This is a genomic window from Micromonospora halotolerans (genome assembly GCF_032108445.1).
Lineage (GTDB): Bacteria > Actinomycetota > Actinomycetes > Mycobacteriales > Micromonosporaceae > Micromonospora > Micromonospora halotolerans.
In genome coordinates this window covers 586,046-604,239 of the sequence record NZ_CP134876.1, presented here as the reverse complement: position 1 = coordinate 604,239, position 18,194 = coordinate 586,046, and the positions used below count along the sequence as shown (strand labels likewise).

Genomic DNA, 18,194 nt, shown 5'->3' with positions numbered 1-18,194 from the left:
CGATGCGGAGTCAAGAATTTCCGGAAGTCCCACGCGCCGTCCGAGCCGGGACAGGCGGTGACCGACCGCGCTCGCACCGGACCGTCAGCCCGGAAGTTTCGAGCCTGTTCCGATCGCTCCCCGGAGCCGTCCTCAGCCGGCCGTGTCGACCTCCAGCAGCAGCGCCTGCTCCGGGTGCAGGGCGGGCAGCTGAAGTCCCACGGAACCCAGCACCGACCCGCTCAGCGTCACCCCGCCGCCCGTGGCCAGCCAGGCCGGCGGCGCCAGTTCCAGCAGTGCCGGCTCGGGAACCCCCGCGGGCGGCCGGACCCGGTAGCGCCGGCCCGGGTCCAGGCCCGGCAGCCGCACCATGCCGGGCACCTGCGCCGCCGAGGTGGCCAACCGGGACACCGCGTACACCGCGTGGGAGCCGTCGTGGGCGACCACGCCGTGGGCCTGGACGGCCGGATCCGGGTGGTCGACCCGGACCACCCGGCCTCCGTGCAGCAGCGGGCGGAGCCGCTTGTGCAGCGCCACCCAGGCGGCGAGTTCGGCCCGTTCGGCCGCGCCGATCCCGCTGATGTCCCACTCGATGCCGTGGTGGCCGAAGAGCGCGGTGACCGCCCGGAAGCCCAGGTCGTGCACGCGGTGGGTGGTGTGCGAGCGCTCCGGTCCGATGTGGGTGCCGATGAGCTCGGGCGGCAGCAGCAGGCCGGTCCAGCGCTGGATGGACAGCCGCTCCAGGGCGTCGTTGCAGTCGCTGGCCCAGACCCGCTCGGTGCGGCGCAGGATCTCCAGGTCGACCCGGGCGCCACCGGAGGAGCAGCTCTCGATCTCCAGGCCGGGGTGCCGGGCGCGCAGGTCGTCGAGGAGCCGATAGACGGCCACGGTCTGCGCGTGCACGCCGGGCCGCCCGCCGTGCCCGGCCTCGGTGAGGTCCCGGTTGTGGTCCCACTTCAGGTACGCGATCCCGTCGTGCTCGCTCAGCACGGCGTCCAGCCGGCCGAGCAGGTGGGCGTACGCGTCCGGGTGCGCGAGGTCGAGCACCTGCTGGTGCCGCCATTCCGGCGGCAGCCGGCCGGGGGCCTGGAGCACCCAGTCCGGGTGTGCGCGGAACAGGTCCGAGTCCGGGTTGACCATCTCCGGCTCGACCCAGAGCCCGAACTGCATGCCGTGCCCGCGGACGTGGTCGATGAGCGGTTGCAGCCCGCCCGGCCACACCTCGTCGTCCACCCACCAGTCGCCGAGGCCGGCCCGGTCGTGCCGCCGGCCGCGGAACCAGCCGTCGTCCAGCACGAAGCGTTCGACGCCCACCTCGGCGGCCCGGTCGGCGAGACCCCGGAGCCGGTCCAGGTCGTGGTCGAAGTAGACCGCCTCCCAGACGTTCAAGGTCACCGGGCGCGGGCCGCGCGGGTGCTCCGGACGGGCCCGCAGGTGGGTGTGCAGCACGTCGCTGAGCCCGTCCAGCCCGGCGGCGGAGTGCACCGCGTAGAGCAGGGGAGTGGCGTACTCCTCGCCCGGCCCGAGCCGGATCTCCCCGGGGGCGAGCAGCTCACCGCCGCCGAGGGTGGCCTCCCCGGTCGGCCGGCGCTCGGCGACCGTGACGTGGTCGCCGCTCCACGCGGTGTGCACCGCCCACACCTCGCCGTGCCCGAAGCCGAACCCGGCGGTGCCGGCGACCAGCAGCAGGGTGGCGTCGTGCCCGGTCCGGCCGTGCCGCCCCTCGCGTACCCAGGCGCCCATCGGCCACGGGTGCCGCTGCGGCGCGCGCTCCCGGCACCAACGCCCGGTCAGGTCGAGCAGTTCGGTGGCGACCGCCGGCACCGGCAGCACCGGCGTCAGCTCGCGTACCTCGTAGGGCCGGTCGCCGTCGTTGCGCAGCCGGTGCCGCACGGTCAGCAGCCCCGCGGTGGTCAGGGTGATCTCGACGGTCAGGGACAGCCCGGCGCCCGGGTCCGCGGCCCGCACGGTCACCCGCGCGGCCCCGACGCCGCCGTGGTCCCGCTCCTGCCCGGATACGCGCACCGCGTCCCCACCCGCCGCCACGCGGCTCGGTTCCGGGCCGAGCCCGCCGTCGTCAACGACGTCCAGCCCGGTGAGCTGGAAGGCGGTCGACCAGTCCCGGCCGTCCCGGTGCCCGGCCAGGCCGGGGCGGCCGCTCCAGCCGGCGCTCGGTTCGGGCAGCAGCGACAGCACGGTCGGCGCGTCGAAGCTGCTCGGCACCACCGGCGGGACGGTGGCGTCGACCAGCGCGGGCAGGTCGGCGGTCGGCAGCGGACCGAGGTCGGCACCCCAGTGCACGACCCGGGGCAGGCCGTGGCCGCGCGCGTCGAGCACCAGGCTGGTCCGCGCGCGGCGCAGGTGAACGATGGTCATCCCTTGGAAGCTCCCAGGGTGAGGCCCCGGACGAACTGCTTCTGCAACAGGAAGAAGATGACCAGGGTGGGGATGGCGACCAGCACCGAGCCGGCCGAGACGAGGTTGTTGTCGGTGAAGAACTCGCCGCGCAGGTTGTTCAGCGAGCTGGTCACCGGGAACTTGTCGCCGGTGCGCATGAGCACGGTGGCCCAGAAGAACTCGTTGTAGATCCAGGTCACCTCGAGCGTCGCCAGCGCGGCCAGGGCCGGCCGGCACAGCGGCATGGTCACCTGCCAGTACTGCCGCCAGACGCTCGCACCGTCCACCATGGCCGCCTCGTACAGCTCGTGCGGCAGGGCCTTCATGTAGTTGCTCAGCACGAAGACGCAGAAGCCGCACTGGAAGGCGACGTTGACCAGGATCAGCCCCCAGTAGCTGTCGTAGAGCAGCTCCGAGTCGCTCATCCAGGCCGGCAGCGGGATCTCGGTGAACATCCGGAACAGCGGGATGAGCAGGGCCTGCTGCGGCAGGAGGTTCGCCGCGGTGAAGAGGCCGAGCAGCGCGATATTGAACTTCCAGCTGAACCGGGCGATCACGAACGCCACGCACGAGGCGAGGAAGAGGGTCAGCAGCACCGCCGGGACGGTGATGTAGACCGAGTTCAGGAAGTGCTTGCCGAACTCGGCGGTCCGCCAGGCGGTGAGGTAGTTGTCGAGGGTCCAGCCGCCGAGCGAGACGTAGCCGTGGGTGGCGGTGTACTCGTAGGAGCGCAGCGAGGTCAGCACCGCCCAGAGGATCGGGAAGAGCCAGCCGACCGCCACCGCGGCGAGGAAGACGTGCAGGACCACGCGGGCCGGCCGCAGCGGCCGGCGGCGGGCGGGCGGCGGCGCGGTGTCGGCCGCACGGGTCAGGGTCGCGCTGCTCATCGCCGGTCCTCCCGCATCACGGTGAACAGGTAGAGGGTGATGAAGACCAGGGAGACGACCAGCATGATGGTCGCCAGCGCCGAGCCGAAGCCGATCCGGCTCGCCTCGCCCACCACGTTCTGGGTGACCAGGGCGCTGATCAGCTCCAGGCCGTTGCGGCCCTTGTTGATGACCCAGACCAGGTCGAAGGCGCGCAGTGACTCGATCACCGTCACAACCAGCACGATGATGTTGATGGGTCGCATCACCGGGAAGACGACCCGGAAGAACGTGCTGGCCTCGGAGGAGCCGTCCACGGCGGCGGCCTCGCGCAACGACGGGTCGACGCCCTTCAGGCCGGCCAGGTAGAGCAGCATGATGTAGCCGACGTGCCGCCAGCCGGCGGCGAGGAGCACCGCCCAGATGTTGACGTTCGGGTCGCCGTACCAGTCGGTCTGGGTGCCGAGCAGCGCGTTGAGCAGGCCCTGGTCGCGGCTGTAGATGAGCTGCCAGACGAAGCCGATCAGCGCCAGCGACAGCACCACCGGCAGGTAGAGCGCGGTCTGGTAGAACCGGCTGCCGCGGATCTCCTTGTCCAGCAGCACGGCGAGGAACATCCCGAACGGGGTGGCCACCACGAACAGCGCGGCCAGCCAGAGCAGGTTGTTCTGCACGGCCGGCACGAACGGCGGGTAGATGTTCACCACGTCGTCGTAGTTCTTCAGGCCGACCCAGTCGATCTCGCCCAGCGGGCCGATGCCGTCCCAGTTGGTGCCGGAGAGCAGCACGGTCGCTCCCGCCGGCAGCCAGACCAGGCCGACGACGAGCAGCAGGGGCACCAGCACCATCAGCGTGATCACCACGCGGTCGGTGCCGGACAGGAGCCGTAGCCGGCGGCCGCGACCACGCGTGGTGGTGGTCGCGGCCGGCGGCGGCACGGCGCGATCCGCTTGGATCAGGGGCAGGTCGGACATGGCTGTCCTCCCCCTTCCGCCGTCAGCTGGTGAAGATCGACTTTTTCTGGTTCTCGATGCTGGTGAGCAGCCCGCCGATGTCCTTCGGGTCCTTGATGAACTGCTGCAACGCCGGGATCATCACGGTCGAGGCGAAGTCCGGCCGGGTGTCCCGGTCGAGGAACTGGGCGATCTCGGTGGCGGAGCCGACCAGCTCGGCGGCCTTCTTCTTCAGCGCGGTGTAGCCGCTGGTGTCCCCGCCGGTGTTGGCGACCAGGGTGCCGGGGTCGCCCTTCACCATGATGTTCGCAGCGTCGACGCCGCCGATGTACTCCAGGAGCTTCTTGGCGTTGGCCTCGGACTTCGGCTTGCGGGCCATCATGTAGCCGTCGATCGGCGCGTCCAGGGCCTTGGCCCCGATGGTGGAGTCGATCTCCGGGAAGGTGAAGAAGTCGATGTCGTCCTGCTCGTTCTCGTTGAACTGCTGGGCGACGAAGAGGCCGAGCAGGTACATGCCGCTCTTCTTCTGCTGCAGCGACTGGGCCGCCTCCTGCCAGGTCCGGCCCAGGGCGTCCGGCTGGTGCAGCGGCAGCAGCCCCGCCCAGGTGTCGAAGACCTTCTTCACCTTGTCGGAGGTCCACGCCTCCTTGCCGGCCATCAGGTCGACGTGGAACTGGTAGCCGTTGATCCGCAGGTTGAGGATGTCGAAGGTGCCCATCGCCGGCCAGCCGTCCTTGTCGGCGAAGGCGATCGGGTTCAAGCCGTCCTTCTTCATCTGCGTGCCGAGCGTGGTGAAGTCGTCGAGCGTCTTCGGCACCTGGTAGCCGCGCTGCTGCCACACCGACTTGCGGTAGAAGACCGCCCACGGGTAGTAGGACGCCGGAACGAAGTACTGCTTGCCGTCGTCGCCGGTCGACGCCTTCTTGAACGCGTCGGAGAATCCGGAGAGCTTGCCCCAGACGTCGCTGACGTCGCCGGCCAGGCCCTTGGCGGCGAAGAACCGCATCCGGTAGCCGGCGAACCAGGTGAACACGTCGTCCGGCTTGCCCTGCAGGTAGTTGTTGATGTTCTCCTGGAACGTGTTGTGGTCGACCGTGTTGATGTTGGCGGTCACCCCGGACTTGGTCTGGAAGCCGGCCGCCAGCTTGGCGAGGACGTCCTTCGGCGTGGGGTCCGAGGCGTTCGAGCCGATCGACACGGTCTTCGAGTCCGCGCCGGAGTCGGAGTCGGAGCCGCAGCCGGCGAGCAGTCCCGTGCCGAGCAGCGCGCCCGTGCCGGCCGCGCCGGCGAGCAGCGAGCGGCGGTTCAGGCCGGCGACGGACGGGGGTACGAGTCGAGCGAGGTACTCGGCTTCGGTACGGGGACGGGACATTGTGCCTCCTGCGTGGAAGAGGTGCGCTGCGCCCAAGGGCCGTGATGGGTGGCGGGGATAGGTGTTCGTGCCGGCCGGCATAGATCCACCGAGAATCCACACGTCCGAACACAAACAGCCGGTGGCGGTTGAAGCTACCCCTTGCTTCGGCGCTGTCAAGAGGGCAGAAGGACAGCGATAACCCAGTTGTGACAACGGCGGGAGAAGGTAAACGTTGGAATTTCTGTCGATGTTGGAAAGTGTTGACTTGGGTGGCGTTCGGCGGCACGCTCTGCTGTCATGCGGAACTGGCACGGCGAGCAGATCTGGTACGGCGCGGACTACAACCCGGAGCAGTGGCCCGAGGAGACCTGGGCCGAGGACGTCGAGCTGATGCGCCGTGCCGGGGTCAACCTCGTCTCGGTCGGGATCTTCTCCTGGGCCCTGCTGGAACCCGCCCCCGGCCGCTTCGAGTTCGGCTGGCTGGACCGCGCGCTCGACCTGCTGCACACCGGCGGGATCAGCGTCGACCTCGCCACCGCCACGGCCAGCCCGCCGCCCTGGCTGGCCCACCGGCACCCGGAGACGCTGCCCCGCCGCGCCGACGGCACGATCCTCTGGCCCGGCGGGCGGCAGGCGTACTGCCCCAGCTCGCCGGTGTTCCGCGAGCGCTCGCTCGCCCTGGTCGAGGCCGTCGCAAGCCGGTACGCCGACCACCCGGCCGTCGTCATGTGGCACGTCTCCAACGAGCTGGGCTGCCACAACGTGCACTGCTACTGCGACGTCAGCGCCGAGGCGTTCCGAACCTGGCTGCGCGACCGCTACGGCGACCTCGACACGCTCAACGCCGCCTGGGGCACCGCGTTCTGGAGCCAGCGCTACCACGACTGGGCCGAGGTCAACCCGCCGCGGACCGCCCCGACCTTCGCCAACCCCACCCAGCAGCTGGACTTCCTGCGCTTCTCCTCCGACGAGCAGCGCGCCCAGCTGCGCGCCGAGCGGGAGCTGCTGACCGGGCTCACCACCCAGCCGGTCACCACGAACTTCATGATCGGCACCGGCATCAAGTACCTCGACTACCACTCCTGGGCCGCCGACGTGGACCTGGTCGCCAACGACCACTACCTCACCGCCGCCGACCCGCAGCCGCAGGTCGGCCTGGCGCTGGCCGCCGACCACACCCGGGGCGTCGCCGGCGGCGACCCGTGGCTGCTCATGGAGCACTCCACCAGCGCGGTGAACTGGCAGCCGCGCAACGTCGCCAAGACCCCCGGCCAGCTGCGCCGCAACAGCCTCGCCCACGTGGCGCGCGGCGCCGACGGGGTGCTGTTCTTCCAGTGGCGGGCGTCCCGGGCCGGCGCCGAGAAGTTCCACTCCGCGCTCGTCCCGCACGCCGGCCCGGAGACCAAGGTGTTCCGCGAGGTCTGCCGGCTCGGCGCCGACCTGCGGGCCCTGGCCGAGGTGCGCGGCAGCCGGGTCGACGCCGACGTGGCCATCCTCTTCGACTACGAGGCCTGGTGGGGCGCCGAACTCGACTCCCACCCCAGCGTCGACGTCACCTACGTCGACCGGCTCACCGCGCTGCACGGCGCGCTCTGGCGGGCCGGGGTCACCGCCGACGTGGTGCACCCGTCCACCGACCTGTCCCGCTACCGGCTGGTCCTGGCGCCCACCCTCTACCTGGTCCGCGACGCCGACGCCGCCGCGCTGCGCCGGTACGTCGAGGCCGGCGGGACCGCGCTGGTCACCTACTTCAGCGGCATCGTCGACGAGCACGACCACATCCGGCTCGGCGGCTACCCGGGCGCGTTCCGCGACCTGCTCGGCGTCCGCACCGAGGAGTTCTTCCCGCTCCGGTCCGGCGAGTCGGTACGCCTCGACGACGGCTCGACCGCCGACGTGTGGACCGAATGGCTGCACGCCGAGGGCGCCGAGGTGCTCGCCGCGTACGCCGACGGGCCGTTGCCGGGCGTGCCGGCGCTGACCCGGCACGCGGTCGGCGCGGGCGCGGCCTGGTACCTCGGCACCCGGCTCGACCAGGCGGCCACCGACCGGCTGGTCGCCCGGCTGCTCGCCGAGGCCGACGTCCGGCCGCCGGTCAGCGCGCCCGAGGGGGTGGAGGTGGTCCGCCGCCGGGCCGGCGACCGGAGCTGGCTGTTCGTCATCAACCACACCGACGCCGACGCCCGGCTGGCGGTCACCGGAGCCGAGCTGCTCGACGGCGGCCGGTGCGACGGTGAGCTGGTCATCGGCGCGGGGGAGGTGGCGGTGGTCCGCGAGGAAGCCTCGGGCCGTCCCGAGGTCGCCTGATCCCGCGTACCGTGCCGCGCCTGAAGGAGGTCCGATGCTCGCCCAGCAACGGCAGAGCGCCATCCTGGAGCTGATCCGCCAGCGCGGCGGCGTCCGGGTCAGCCACCTGGTCAGCCGCTTCGGGGTGTCGGACATGACCATCCGGCGGGACCTGGAGGTGCTCGCCGAGCGGGGCCTGGTCGACAAGGTCCACGGGGGAGCGACGTTGGCCGGCCCCGGCTCCGCCGAGGAGCCGGGCTTCGCGGCCAAGTCGATCCGGCAGCAGGCCGAGAAGCGGGCCATCGTCGAGCGGGCCGCCGACCTGGTCGAGCCCGGCATGGCCATCGCGCTCTCCGCCGGCACCACCACCGCCGCCCTGGCCGCCCGGCTGGCCGACGTCCGGGGGCTGACCGTGGTCACCAACTCGATCCCGGTCGCCGACGCCCTCTACCAGAACCCGCGGGCCGACCAGACCGTCGTGCTCACCGGCGGCATCCGTACCCCCTCGGACGCGCTGACCGGGCCGGTGGCCGAGGCGGCCATCGCGGCGCTCAACGTCGACCTGCTCTTCCTCGGCGTGCACGGGATGAGCCCGCGCACCGGGTTCACCACCCCGAACCTGCTGGAGGCCGCCGTCAACCGGCGGCTGATCGGCGCGGCCCGGCGGCTCGTGGTGCTCGCCGACCACACCAAGTGGGAGACCATCGGCATCGCCACCATCGCGCCGCTGGAGGCGGCCGACGTGCTCGTCACCGACGGCGGGCTGCCGCCGGAGGGGCGCCAGCAGATCGGCGAGCAGGTCGGTGAGCTCATCGTGGTCGACGTCGACTAGGACGTGTTTCATAAGTTGCGCCGCCAGGGCGCGCCGCAACGGTGATGCGCAGGTGGAACCTCCCGGTGGTACGAGTGTGGAGCCGACAGATCATGCGTTGGACCGCTCGCGTGGTGGCCTGACTACGAAGACCCACCTCGCCTGTGAGCAGCGGCAGAAGCCGTTGTCACTGCTGATCACCGCCGGGCAGTGCGGGGATAGCCCGCAGTTCCTCCCCGTGCTGCAGGCGATCCGGGTACCGCGGCTCGGGCCGGGACGGCCGCGGTGGCGCCCGCGACCGGTGCGGGCGGACAAGGCCTACTCATCCGGGCCAATCGGCAGTTCCTGCGCCGGCACGGCATCCGCGCGGCCCTCGCCGAACCGGCCGATCAGGCCGCCCACCGCCGCAACCGCGGCCGCGGCGGTGGACGGCCGCCCGCTTCGATCGGGAGGACTACAAGACCGACTTGCCGTGGAGTGCGGGATCAACCGGCTCAAGCGGTACCGGGCGGTAGCCACCCGCTACGACAAGCTCGCCGTGCGGTTCGATGCCGTCCTGCACATCGCCGCGATCAACGAGTGGCTGTGACCGCGGACCGTGAGATGCTCAACCCGTTGATCTCCAACCGGGACGAGGGGGTGCCGATGACCGCCGAGTACCACGCCGCCGACACCGAAAACGGCGACCACATCGACGACCCATCCGAAGATGCCCTGTTCATGCTGATCAATCAGCTGGGCCACCCGGACAACACCTTCGTCACCATCACCCCGGCCGACGACAGCGACTGGTACGCCTCGATATCCCTACTCGACGACGGCAGCTACGAGGTTGAACGCCGCGACCCCCGCTGGCGCGAGCACGACCTCACTACCGCTACCGACGTCAGCCGCATCGCCACCGACCTCACCATCTGGCTAGCCGCTCGCGGCTACCCCGGACGACCGCAAGCCCGCCCCCGCGACAAGTTCTGAAACACGCCCTACGCGCGGCGGGGGTGGAGGTTACGCGGCTGCGGCACGGCACCCCGTGCGGTGGGTGGGTAACGGCGCCCGGCGCTTTGTCGGGAAACGGACTCGCGTTCGGTGCGTGATCACACCCGGTCGTACCGCTCGCGCCTATCGAACCGGCGGCACGTGCTCCCCGGGTGCCGGTGGTGCTGACGACATCGGTTCGGGGGCACCCGGACGTGTGGGGCGAGTAGCCGGTGCCGAGGGCAGGCCCGCGTTCCGGGAGACCGGTGCCTGCACCGGAGCCGAGCGGTGGAGCACATCCACGAGTAGGTAGACCGAGATGCCGGTGGTGAGGAAACCGACCAACCAGACGATGACAAAGCCGGCCGTCGTGTACCAAGCCTGGTGCGCGAACATGAGCCGTACGGTCCACCCCAGCGTCAGCAGGCTCGCCCCGGGAAAGCAGATCAGCAGTGGTAGGAACCAGTCCAGGAGTCGGGCCGGCCGCCGGTTGGCCGTTGACCAGGCCCCCCAGCCGAGTCCGCCCGGCACCCGCGGAGCGAGTTCCTCATCGATGTATCTCGTCGTCCAGCGCATCGCCGTGCGCTGCCCGACATAGCGCCCACATAGCAGATAGGAGCTCAGCGGCACAATCAGCAACACCGCCAGGAAACCCGGACGAGACAGTCCGAAAGCGATGATAGCGCTGGTCAGGGTCAGCTGTAAGCCGACAATCTGCTGCTGAAACTTGGCCCGCGAATCTATCTCCGCGCGGAGTGACTGGTACTCGGCCAATGCTCCTTGGACGTCAATATCGGTCACGGCTCGTCCTTCGATCGGCAGGGACCCCCGCGCCGTTCGCACGGCCCGAGGAACAGCGGCTTGCGATATCGATTTCACTCGGTAGCGTGATTGGCAGACAAGTCTCCACACGAGCGATCGAGCGGGGATGCGGCATGATTCTCCTCAATTTCGGCATTCGTCTCAACGCCCGATCCTGGATGGACGCCCTGAGCGCCCACGCCGAGTATTTTGCCGACACCACGTTCGCTCCCGGAGAGTTCGCGGGCCAGCACATTGTCGTCGACCTGTCCGAGGTCGGGTTCGCCGATTTTGTGACGCTGGGCCACCTGCTTATCTTCCTGCGAGCGGTGACCGACGCGGGCGCGCAGTTCTCCGTGGTGTCGCCCCAGCCGGACGCATTGGCGCACGAGTCGCCACAGGAGGCCGCCACCGGGGTGCGGCGGCTGGCCCGGCGCAACTGTCAGCTCTACCTCGAGCAGACCGGCTTCCAGGCCGCCTACGCCGACATGGACGGGAAGGTCGAGTTCGTGGCGCCGGACGGCGTGGGACGACTCTCACCCGTCACCGACGTTCCGCGCCGCTCGGACGGCGGTGGTGAAGGCGGTCAGCTGCCGAAGCGACGTCGCCGAATCCTGCCATACCGCTGGGTCGGCGTCGGTGAAGCACGCGGTCTGACCGAGTCCGACGAAGCCTTCCGGTGGGTGGCCGACCTGAAGGACCTCGGGCTGTCCGACGAGCAGGCCGCTGCGATCGGCACCGGCATCATCGCCGAACTCCTGGAGAACGCCGCCGAGCATTCCGGCCTGCGCGACGGCGGCGGCAGTGGAAGTCCGGGCCGGCAGCGGATCCTCCTTGGCGGTGTCATCGTGCCGCCGGAGACGTACAAGGACCGCGGCGACGATCTCGACGAGAGCATCCGCGATCTGGTCAAGTGGGCGGCCAAGGTGCCCAGCCCGCTGGTCCGCCTCGTGGTCGCAGATGCCGGCCGCGGCATGATCAGAGCGTTTGCGACGGCCAATCCGGTGGAGGTCGACCTCGACCCGGGCGAGGCGCAGCAGGCGATCCTGGCCGCGCTGGACCGCCGGCCGCCAGCCCGCAAGCCGACCGCGCTGACTGATCATCATGCCCGAGGGCTGTGGAAGGTGGCCCGTCTCGCGCGCGGCTACCAGGGTGGCCTCCTGATCACCTCGAGTGGACAGCTGATCACCCGCGTCTTCGGGCAATCGCCGGATCCGCACGACACGGCTCGGGCTTGCACCGTGGTCACAGCGGGCACGATCGTCGAGTGCGACCTGCTCCTGCAGCCGGACGACGAGGCGCAGCTCGGGGCGGAGGAAGTGATCACGCCACCACGGACCACCGGCCGCGAGGACGGGCGACCTGACCTGGATTGCGTGGCGGTCTCGTTGCGTCGTCGATGCGGGCTGACCGAGGCGGACCTGCTCCGTATCCGTCGGCAGTTGGGTCGACGTCCGACGGCCACGGGTGGCCTGGTCGTCGCGATCACCGCACTGGACCGCGACGTTCGTCCTGACGACGTCGACATCGGCACCGCGATCGCACAGGTGCTGCGCATAGCCAACGCTCCGGACGATCTGGCCACGGTGGTGATCGCCCTTCCTGGCGTCAGCCGCCAGATGATGTCGGTTGCGGTGGAGTTCCTCAACGCCGAGTGCGGGCCGCGATCGGCCGATGTTCCCCCTGACATGCGGGCTCCGGTTCTGGCTCTCGGCCCGGACAACCGACACTTCTGGGTCGGCGGCACCGCAGGCGGGCGGGAGATCCTGCGGCGGCTGTCCGCGGCGCAGCATCCGGTGCATCTGCACGACCTCGCCACCAGCGGTCGTAACCCCGCTGACGCGCTACCCGCCGTTCGCGAACTGCAGGACCGGACGGGGGTGCTGCACGCCGAGAACGATGCGATCCACTTGCGGATCAAGCCGCAGGACGCGATGAGCGCGCTGGCCAGCTACGTCGGCCACGAGCTGCAGAACGCGATTGAGAACAGCACGACCGAGGGCGTCGAGGAGGGCGTCTTCCTCACTCCGAACCTGGAGGTGGCCAGCCGCTGGTGCGATCTCAGCCGGATCCTGGCCGGCCTGAACCTCGGTAGCCTGGCAGGCTACGCCCTCGCCGCTCGGATGGAGGACCGCATCGGTCGATTCGACCGGGCAGCAGCTCCGCTGGTCGTCCGGGTCGGCGACGCGCCGCACGCCATGGTCGCAGCATTCGCGCGGTCATTCACCGGTCACGACAGCTACGCCGACTCGCTGGAGGACGTGCGGTTGGAGCGCGCCCGCCGGGGAGCCGAGGGCGCGGCCCAGGTCCTGCTGGTCACCGACCTGGCGTCCAGCCGCCGTACGCTCAAGCACGCGCTGCTGCAGATCGTCGACCGGGACATGGTGCCCCTCGCGGTTGCCGCCGGAGTCGACACCGGCACCGCCGACGACACGAGCGAGCCCGGAGAGGTTCTCTTCCTCAACCGTCGGGTGCCAATGATCAAGCTCGCCGATGTCGACGTGCGGGTGGAGCCACCCCTCAACCGTCAGCCGGACCCGATCGATCCGGTGCTCCGCCAGCCCAGGACGGGTACGCGCACGATACCGAAGGCTCTCGTGACGCAGCGGGCCTACGTCGCCGCCATGGAGCGCTCCAGCGCCGCCCGCCTCGGTCACATCGAGCGGCCAGCCGATCGGCACTACACCGCATACGTCGACCCGACCCGCCTGTTTCGCCAGCGCGACTGGGCCGAGCTGGTGACCCGCCTGTTGACCAAACGGGTCACCGAGATGCACCATGCCACTTTCGGCGGCGACGCCGAAGCCGTCGCGGCCTGTGTGCTCTATCCCGAGGGGACGCTGGACGACCTGCCGCGGGTTGCTGAGGCGCTGGGCACTGCCCTGGTCAGCGCCCGCATCCCGGTGATCGCCACTCTGGGCATTCCGCGCGCTCCGCTACGTGAATGGTGGCGGTACCCCGGTTCAGTGACCCTGCCCGCCGGGGCGCGGCATGCGGTCATTGTCGACGCCGGCACCGGCAGCACCCGTACCATCGGTCACCTGCAACGGATAGCGGCCACCGGCGATATCGCTGCCATCAGCGGATTCCTCCTGCTCAACGGCTTGACCGGTGACGACGCACTGGTGTTGCACCAGACAACGACCATTGCCCGGTCGAACCACGGCCCCCGGCGCGATTCGATTCCTGTCGCTTTGCACTACGTCGCCCGGACCGCTATGAGCGGCCGCAGCCGCCAGGGGTGCGACATCTGCAAGTTACGCGATGCCTATCAGGGATTGGCCATGCTCGTGCCCATTCCCGTCGTGTTGGAGGCGCACCGGGACTGGCTGCTGCGGCTGTTGGAGCCGCGATCCAAGCGCGCGGCCTTCGAGGAGCAGGCCACCGATCTCTTCGGCGCGCACGTCGGCCCCAAAGACTGCACGGAGTACCTACGCTGGCGCTACGAGCTGCGCGAGGCCGACCTGGACACGCTCCAGCGGCTTGAGGTCACCCACAAACTGGCCAGTGCCCGCCAGCAGCCGGTCGTCCGGGACGCATTGGTGCGGCTGCTGGTGGCCGAGGCGCACTGGCTGCGCTCGGCTCCGCTCTGGTTCCCCGAGTGCCAGTCAACCGTCGCGGATCTGGCGCTGTTGTTGCTGGTCGGCGATTCCGCGCCGGCTGCCGATGCGATGCTGCGGGTGCAGGCGGTGATCCTCTTGGCGCGGGTCTCGGCGATCACGTTCGCCGATCAGCTCAGTCGTATCCTGAACGAGAACAGGCACGACGAGCCGGTGGTGTTGCAGGCGATGCTGGAGGCCCTGCGGCTGGTGGCTGCCACGCGTTCCCCGAACCGGTACTCCCGCGATCTGGTGATCCATCCGATCGTGCAGCGGCTAGTCCGGCTCGAGGACGAGCTGCGTGGCTCGCGGGCAGACAGCGCTGGGGAAACTGTCGTGCTGAGTCGCAACCTGGTGCGCTACGTCCTTTCCCACGGGCAGCGCACGGTCGCGCCCGAGCCGGCCGATCGACAGACAGCCTGGGCTGCGCTGCGTGAACACCGGCGGTCGGTCGCCGACCACGATTACGAGAACGCCATGTGGCGGGTCATCCAGAGCGTCGCGCTGATCGGCCGGGGCCGGCGCCCAGAGGACCTGGATGGCATGCGCGAAGACTGGGCGGTGTGCAGCAACTTCCTCAACCTCGACGTGTTGCCCAACATCTATCTGCTGCGCAACGCTCTGTTGAACCGCGACGCCGCCGCAAGATTGGGCAGAGATGATGCGGACCGCTTCGCCGAGGTGCTCAACGCCGCTCCGGGGCGCAGCGCGCTGGACGAAACGACAGTGCAGCTCGACGCCCTGATCGAGCGGGTGCGCGCGAGTGCGGGGAGGGCCCCGCACGATGTGGATCAACTGCTTCGCGACCTGCAGTGGTGGAACGACTTCTTCCTGCCGGCGAACGGGGCGGGGATCCACCAGGTTGTCGACCGGTGCCCCACGGATCTGCTGAGGATTCTCCGCAGCACCTTTCCGGATCAGCAGGTACACGCCGGATCGGAGGAGCACCTCTTGGTCTTCTGCAGTGAGCGCATCGTCAAGGACGTGTTCACCCACATTCAGATGAACGCGGTCAAGGTGCATCGGGTCGGCGGCGGCGACCAGCGCATCGAGGTTGTCGTTGAGGACCGCGCGCCCGGGTATGTGACGGTTTCGGTTCGCAACGATGGCAGCCGGCCGTCGGGTAGGGGAGGAGGCCGAGGACTGAGTTCCCTCGCGGACGAGCTCACCGCGTTCGGCGCTGATCTCCAGCCGGTCCGGCCCCCGGTGGAGTGGGCCAGCTTCTGTGTCGAGGCCAGATTCGAACGGTGGAGGTTGTCGACATGACGCTGGAGATCCGCGGACTGCTCGTCGACGACGAGGCACCCAACACCCCTATCATCCGCGGCTCCATGGACCTGGAGTTCGAGGATATCGGGATGAAGGTCGGCTGGACCGTCCTGCCGGATGCGACCTCGGCAAGAAAGACCATCCGTGACAGCCCTCCGTTCGATTTCGCCATCGTCGACTACGGGCTCGGTGAAGGGCAGCAGAGTGGGATTGCAGTAGTCGAGGCGATCCGGGCTCGAGGCGGAAACACGTACGTGCTGGTCATCACCGGTCTGGGAAACAAATACCCGAACTTCCGGGACGAGGCACTCCGGGCAGGCGCGGACGACGCGGTCATCCGGTTCGTCCTCAACATGGGACGCCAGGGCGGCATGACCTTTCGGGCTCTCGCGAACAGAATCCGCCTGCACCTGGCACGCAAGCGCGACTTCGACGGTCTGAAGGTGACGTTCACCGACGGCGACCTGGCACTGGAGTCCACCCTGCACACCATTGGCAGTCCGAATCCGCCAGGAGTTGATTCGGTGGCCATCGGAAAGAGCATCGTCCGCAGCCTTGCCATCGACTGTCTCGCTCCGAACTACCGGCCGGACGCGACGACCCTGGCGGTCAGCTACCTCGCGTCTGGTCGATCCGGAGCGCATGTGTGCCGGGTCGATCACATGGAGGGCAGGTCCATCACCTCCTACGTACTCAAAATCGGGCTGGATCGGCGCGCGCTCGAATTCGAGCTCAGCGCCAACGAGCGGGCGTTGCATCTGCTCGGAGCGGGTGACCTGGTGGGTTTCTCCGGGCAAATTCGCACACATCGGACCTCCGGCTATCATGCCGTCGCCGCCCGCCTCGCCACTGGAGCGGTGACGCTCGCTGAGTGGTTGTCCGGCCCGCCAGGCCGGCAGGCCGAGAGTGTCGCCGACATCCTGTTCGGGGCTCAGCTCACCAAGCTGTTCGAACCCGGGCAGCGGGAGACAAGGTCCTTCGCCGAGTGGCTCGTGGCCACGCCAGTGCTTCGCCTGCGCCTCCGCGAGACACTCAATCTCTACGAGGAAATCCTGGCAGCGGTATGGGGAAGTGAGGAGCAGGCGTCGGATGAGGCCGAGCACCGCGAGATCCTCAGCGCGTTCGTCGACCAGGGCGCGCTGCCGGGTGGCCGGAAACCCGAAGGGAAGACGGTCTTCATTGACGCATTCGGAGACCTTCATTCCACGAACGTCCTCGTGTATCCGAGTCCGGACAGCCGACCGGTGTTGGTGGACGCGTCCATGTACGGGCCGAACCATTGGGCGGTCGACGCTGCCCGGCTGGTGGTCGATCTCGTGTTGTCGGTGCGGCGAGCAGGCGCCGCGCCACTGCAGTGGTCGGATACGGCCGAGGTGTCGGCCTATCTCGATGGACTGTGCGCGCCGGCTCGATCCGTGCAACCGGCCATCAATGCGGACCCGGTCGATGCGTTCGTCGGCCAGGTGGTCGACAAACTGCCGAGCTACGTTCGCGCCGAGGCGTTGCAGATGACGACCGAGCAGTGGCACTGGCAGTGGCACGCCGCACTAGCCAAGGAACTGATCCGGCAGGGCACCCGGGCCGGGCTGTCGGGGTCGAGAGCTGTTGCCGCCCTCATCGCCGCAGTGCGTCAACTCACCTTCGCGGCCGATGCCTTCGACCGGATCGACTACACCGGACACGTTCGGGAGACCCGCCCGCCCGCCTGCGTCAGGAACCGTGTCGACCAGCAGGATTGGCCATCGAATCCGGCCATACCGGCGCAGCGGGCGGACGGAGACCGCGAGCCGTCGAGTCGCGAGCCCGAAGGCCTGTCGGACGGTTAGGGCTGGGGTCGCTCACAGGCATCTCACAGCGGGCGGGTTTAGGCTGCCGCGAGCAAGCGTCCGACGCTCTTCAGAGAGCGCCGTCCCGCAGGGGTGAGCATGGTCTTCAAGAAGATGTTGAGCGCGTTCGGCGTGGGCGGCCCGAGCGTCGACACCGTGCTGACCAACCCCAACACCCGGCCGGGCCTGACCCTGGACGGGCACGTCAACCTGGTCGGCGGCGACGCGCCGGCGAGCATCGAGCAGATCACCGTCGGCCTCGTCACCCGGGTCGAGATCGAGAGCGGTGACACCGAGTACGCCGGCGTCATGGAGTTCCACCGGATGTCGGTGAGCGGGCCGCTGCAGCTGGCCCCGAAGCAGCAGCTGTCCATCCCGTTCCAGCTCCCGGTGCCGTGGGAGACCCCGGTCACCGACGTGTACGGCCAGCGGCTGCACGGCATGACCATGGGTCTGCGCACCGAGCTGGCGGTGGCCCGGGCCGTGGACAAGTCCGACCTGGACCAGGTGGCGGTGCACCCGCTGCCGATCCACGAACGCATCCTCGACGCCTTCCAGGCGCTCGGCTTCCGCTTCAAGCACGCCGACCTGGAGCGCGGCCACATCCGTGGGGTGCAGCAGACGCTGCCCTTCTACCAGGAGATCGAGTTCTTCGCCGCGCCCCAGTACGCCCGGGTCACAAACGAGGTCGAGCTGACCTTCGTGACCAGCCAGCACGGCGTCGAGGTGATCCTGGAGTGCGACAAGCGCGGCGGCTTCCTCACCCCCGGGCACGACGCCTTCGGCCGCTACGCCGTCCCGCACAGCGACGCGGGCCGCACCGACTGGGTGCAGGTGGTCGACGGCTGGCTGCGGGAGACCACCTCGCGCTACGGCAACCTGCGCGCGCAGGGCTTCGGCGCGCCGCGCGGGCACCACGGCCACCGCGGCGCGGGGATGGGCGGCATGGTGGCCGGCGCCGCGCTGGGCGTGGCGGGCGGCCTGGTCGCCGGTGAGCTGATCGAGGACGCCTTCGAGGGCGATTTCGGCGATTTCGGCGATTTCGGCGGAGAGTGACCACACGCGACGATGCCCCCGG

Annotated in this window: 11 protein-coding genes and 1 pseudogene; 7 read left to right on the top strand and 5 right to left on the bottom strand. The window is 69.7% G+C overall.

Translation table 11 applies throughout. The features are described from left to right. Nucleotides 1-132: 132 nt before the first annotated feature. From RMN56_RS02705 to RMN56_RS02690, 4 genes are read right to left on the bottom strand one after another with little or no spacing between them, the layout of a single operon-like run. A complete protein-coding gene (locus tag RMN56_RS02705) occupies nt 133-2,355 on the bottom strand; it encodes an alpha-galactosidase (protein ID WP_313722279.1) in 2,223 nt (740 codons plus the stop codon). Further along, nucleotides 2,352-3,263 (bottom strand): carbohydrate ABC transporter permease, encoded by a 912-nt coding sequence (locus tag RMN56_RS02700; RefSeq protein WP_313722278.1) that lies wholly within the window; start codon nt 3,261-3,263, stop codon nt 2,352-2,354. Before RMN56_RS02700 ends, RMN56_RS02705 begins: the two co-directional genes overlap by 4 nt. Next, nucleotides 3,260-4,216: a carbohydrate ABC transporter permease gene (locus RMN56_RS02695; RefSeq protein WP_262284389.1), complete on the bottom strand. Its 957-nt coding sequence runs from the start codon at nt 4,214-4,216 to the stop codon at nt 3,260-3,262. Before RMN56_RS02695 ends, RMN56_RS02700 begins: the two co-directional genes overlap by 4 nt. Nucleotides 4,217-4,238: 22 nt before the next feature. Further along, nucleotides 4,239-5,567 carry an ABC transporter substrate-binding protein gene (locus RMN56_RS02690; protein ID WP_313722277.1) on the bottom strand — a complete coding sequence of 443 codons (1,329 nt, stop codon included), beginning with the start codon at nt 5,565-5,567 and terminating at the stop codon, nt 4,239-4,241. Between the two features lie 279 nt (nt 5,568-5,846). Between RMN56_RS02690 and RMN56_RS02685 the strand changes: the two genes are divergently transcribed. The 4 genes and pseudogenes from RMN56_RS02685 (at nt 5,847) to RMN56_RS02670 (ending at nt 9,621) form a co-directional block, all read left to right on the top strand. After that, nucleotides 5,847-7,856 carry a beta-galactosidase gene (locus tag RMN56_RS02685; RefSeq protein ID WP_313722276.1) on the top strand — a complete coding sequence of 670 codons (2,010 nt, stop codon included), beginning with the start codon at nt 5,847-5,849 and terminating at the stop codon, nt 7,854-7,856. Nucleotides 7,857-7,890: 34 nt separating this feature from the next. Next, nucleotides 7,891-8,667, top strand: a complete 777-nt coding sequence (locus tag RMN56_RS02680) for a DeoR/GlpR family DNA-binding transcription regulator (RefSeq protein WP_313722275.1) — start codon at nt 7,891-7,893, stop codon at nt 8,665-8,667. Continuing rightward, nucleotides 8,639-8,971 (top strand): annotated as a pseudogene (locus RMN56_RS32595) (transposase); the annotation flags it as partial. The gene RMN56_RS02680 and the pseudogene RMN56_RS32595, both read left to right, overlap by 29 nt. Before the next feature lie 260 nt (nt 8,972-9,231). Next, a complete protein-coding gene (locus RMN56_RS02670) occupies nt 9,232-9,621 on the top strand; it encodes a hypothetical protein (RefSeq protein ID WP_313722274.1) in 390 nt (129 codons plus the stop codon). Between the two features lie 144 nt (nt 9,622-9,765). Here the strand turns inward: RMN56_RS02670 and RMN56_RS02665 are convergent, their stop codons facing one another. Next, entirely contained in the window at nt 9,766-10,422 is a 657-nt protein-coding gene (locus tag RMN56_RS02665) for a hypothetical protein (protein WP_313722273.1), read from the bottom strand. A 134-nt stretch (nt 10,423-10,556) separates the two neighbouring features. Here RMN56_RS02665 and RMN56_RS02660 point away from each other — a divergent pair, with 134 nt between their 5' ends. The 3 genes from RMN56_RS02660 to RMN56_RS02650 all read left to right on the top strand — a co-directional run bounded on the left by RMN56_RS02660 (nt 10,557) and on the right by RMN56_RS02650 (nt 18,172). After that, nucleotides 10,557-15,287, top strand: coding sequence for an STAS domain-containing protein (locus tag RMN56_RS02660; protein WP_313722272.1), 4,731 nt, complete (start codon nt 10,557-10,559; stop codon nt 15,285-15,287). Continuing rightward, nucleotides 15,284-17,116, top strand: a complete 1,833-nt coding sequence (locus RMN56_RS02655; RefSeq protein ID WP_313722271.1) for a response regulator transcription factor — start codon at nt 15,284-15,286, stop codon at nt 17,114-17,116. The genes RMN56_RS02660 and RMN56_RS02655 overlap by 4 nt, the downstream gene beginning before the upstream one ends. A 99-nt stretch (nt 17,117-17,215) precedes the next feature. Continuing rightward, entirely contained in the window at nt 17,216-18,172 is a 957-nt protein-coding gene (locus RMN56_RS02650) for a sporulation protein (RefSeq protein WP_313722270.1), read from the top strand. Nucleotides 18,173-18,194: the final 22 nt, after the last annotated feature.